The 2,833-nt window shown below is 53.5% G+C and carries 4 protein-coding genes and 1 tRNA gene; 3 read left to right on the top strand and 2 right to left on the bottom strand.

Going from position 1 to position 2,833, the window contains the following annotated elements:
* Positions 1-375: 375 nt before the first annotated feature.
* Positions 376-452: transfer RNA gene (locus GIW04_RS29545), tRNA-Arg, on the bottom strand.
* 324 nt (positions 453-776) lie between these two features.
* On the opposite strand from GIW04_RS29545, the gene GIW04_RS29550 reads away from it, so the two are divergent.
* The 3 genes from GIW04_RS29550 to GIW04_RS29560 all read left to right on the top strand — a co-directional run bounded on the left by GIW04_RS29550 (position 777) and on the right by GIW04_RS29560 (position 1,919).
* On the top strand, positions 777-1,004 hold the full coding sequence (locus GIW04_RS29550) for a hypothetical protein (protein WP_014719587.1): 228 nt from the start codon (positions 777-779) through the stop codon (positions 1,002-1,004).
* Positions 1,005-1,015: 11 nt separating this feature from the next.
* Positions 1,016-1,195 carry a PA3371 family protein gene (locus GIW04_RS29555; protein WP_120249170.1) on the top strand — a complete coding sequence of 60 codons (180 nt, stop codon included), beginning with the start codon at positions 1,016-1,018 and terminating at the stop codon, positions 1,193-1,195.
* Positions 1,196-1,592: 397 nt separating this feature from the next.
* On the top strand, positions 1,593-1,919 hold the full coding sequence (locus tag GIW04_RS29560; protein ID WP_003193592.1) for an Arc family DNA-binding protein: 327 nt from the start codon (positions 1,593-1,595) through the stop codon (positions 1,917-1,919).
* 100 nt (positions 1,920-2,019) lie between these two features.
* On the opposite strand, the gene GIW04_RS29565 is transcribed toward GIW04_RS29560, so the two are convergent.
* Positions 2,020-2,833 (bottom strand): magnesium transporter (locus tag GIW04_RS29565; RefSeq protein ID WP_236479518.1); only part of this gene is annotated, 814 nt, incomplete at its 5' end.

The following is a 2,833-nucleotide window of genomic DNA, read 5'->3' on the forward strand; positions in this document are numbered from 1 at the left end:
AGGCGCGCATTCTACAGCAGCCTCATTTGCTGTCAAGTGGTTATTTTCAGAAGTTTTCGAAGATTTCTTCAACAACTTCAACCACTTGCGCTTGCGATCTCTCGTAAGCGGGAGGCGAATTCTACAGGGATCGCCATGAACGTCAACCCCCTTATCTTAAAAAAAGCGAAACACTTACTCGCCTATAAAAACCAGGGTACCCACCGCCTCTCTATATAGAAGGAGCGCACAACCTAGGGACGCGAATTATCCCCACCCACGCCAATGCATCTGGATCACAACCGAAAGAAGCGCGGCGGGATCCCGCACAAGCGAGGAACAAGGATGACTGTTGTTGAGACCGACAAATACGAGGAGGGGATAGCTTTACAGAGATGGTGTCCCAGGGCCGGTTCGAACGGCCAACCTTCCCCTTAGGAGGGGGATGCTCTATCCAATTGAGCTACTGGGACAAATGCCAAACGCTTACCCTGAAGGGCTTGCGACAGACGGCGTGCATCTTAACGGCCGAGGCTGGTTTTGTCATGTCGTCCGTTGGCATTTTGACTGTAGGCCAATCCTTGCGCGTACGTTCATAGCCTCATTCAGCATGCCACGACTTTCACCGTCATCGTGCAAATTGCACTGCGCCAATATGCCATCATTGCAAACTGCAACCCTGCGCCCTCAAAAAACAAGCTTAACTCGTTGTTTTTATTGGAATAATAGATTGGCACGACATCTGCAAAGTCATAAACACAAAACCAATCGTTCCAGGCACCGTGGAGACTATGATGATGAACAGCGCCCTTCTACTAGCACTGAACGCTGTGGCACTGGCTACTGTGGTGACGTTTCATTTTCAGCCGACCAGTACTGAAGACGGCGCGCAAATCAGCCAAGCCATTCCCCACCACCTGCAACAGCGCCCTCAGTTGGCACTGATGACTGCAAACCCCCAGTCTCCCATCCGCCTGACCCAAGATACACAATCAGCGCCAGCGGCCGAGCACTGGGTTTTCTGAGAACACTATTCATGTCGAAATCTGCCTGGTTGTTTCTGTGCCTGATGCTCCTATCTGTTGCGCTAGGCCTGGGAGCTACATCACAACAAACTCAAACCCTAGCCTTCGTCGCCAGCGCCGTGCTGGGTAGTCTACTGGTACTGACGCTCATCAAGGGTCGCCGAATCAAATTCGATCCGCTCCTGCGCTAATCCCGCCCTTCCCCATCTCCCTCCCCTACCTTATGTCGCCTGGCACTCGTAAATAGGCGAACAGCTACTAACCTTCAGCTTGAGGGCAAAAGGCCATATCGCTGTAGGACAGGCGCCCTTCAACCCAGATGCCGTATAGGCTTGAGCGAAGATTGACGAGCTTCGCTGCAGTCACAGGATTTTTTCTAACCAGTCCGCAAAAACGCAAATCAGTACTGGCATAAAGCCTGTAGGCGGTTCAATATTTGTCACAGAATTGACGCCAATGAAATGTCAAATCTGAGGCATGATGCGGCCTCTTTGCAATTCGGGTTGAACTTTGGTCGTGAGCCTTGTCTTAACACTCATCTTGCGGCCAATTCCAGAAACCGCTCCCCTGAACTAACCGGTTAAATATATGCGCCCATTGAAACAGGCAATTTATTCCAGCCGTACGGCTGACAAATTCGTCGTACGTCTGCCAGACGGAATGCGGGAACGCATTGCCGAGGTGGCTCGCAATCATCACCGCAGCATGAACTCCGAAATCATCGCACGCCTGGAACAAAGCCTTATTCAGGAAGGTGCCTTGGGTGAAGAGTTGAGCATGCGCCTGGACAGCCCCGAGCTGTCACTGCACGAACGCGAACTGCTGCAGCGTTTTCGTCAGCTCTCCCACCGCCAGCAAAATGCTCTCGTCTCGCTTATCGCGCATGACGTGGAGGCGGCCGCAGAAGCCAATTGATTGACACCTGAAAGCCGAAGCCAGCCATGTGCTGGCTTTTTTTGCCTGGAGTTTGGGAATAAGAAGCAAAGCGAGGGCAGATTTGCCCCCGCTGGAAGGGTCAGAGCAGGAAGATCGTTGCCAGGCCCAGGAAGATGAAGAAACCACCACTGTCAGTCATGGCCGTGATCATCACACTGGCACCCATGGCAGGATCGCGACCTAGACGCGCCAGGGTCATGGGAATCAATACCCCCATCAAGGCCGCCAGCAACAGGTTAAGGGTCATGGCCGCAGTCATTACCACGCCCAGGGACCAACTGCCGTAGAGCAAGTAAGCCACCACGCCAATCACACCGCCCCACACCAATCCGTTTATGAGGCCTACCGCCAGTTCCTTACGCAGCAGCCGTGAGGAATTGGCAGTACTGACCTGATCCAGCGCCATGGCGCGCACGATCATGGTGATGGTCTGGTTCCCGGAGTTACCGCCAATACCCGCCACAATCGGCATCAACGCCGCCAAGGCCACCAGCTTCTCGATGGAGCCTTCAAACAACCCGATCACGCGAGAAGCGATAAACGCGGTAATCAGATTAATAGCCAGCCAGGCCCAGCGGTTATGCAGTGAACGCCAGACCGACGCGAAAATATCTTCCTCTTCACGCAAACCCGCCATGTTGAGGACTTCGGTTTCACTTTCCTCACGGATCAAGTCGACGATTTCATCGATGGTCAGACGACCGATCAACTTGCCGTTCTTATCCACTACCGGAGCCGAGATCAAGTCGTAACGCTCGAACGCCTGGGCCGCGTCGTAGGCATCTTCGTCCGGATGGAAGCTCACGGTATCGCTGGCCATCAGGTCAGCAACTTTCTTCTCCGGATCATTGACCAGCAGGCGCTTGATCGGCAAAACGCCCTTGAGGATCCCC

The sequence above is a fragment of the Pseudomonas sp. PA-4-8C genome (genome assembly GCF_021606625.1).
Lineage (GTDB): Bacteria > Pseudomonadota > Gammaproteobacteria > Pseudomonadales > Pseudomonadaceae > Aquipseudomonas > Aquipseudomonas lactis.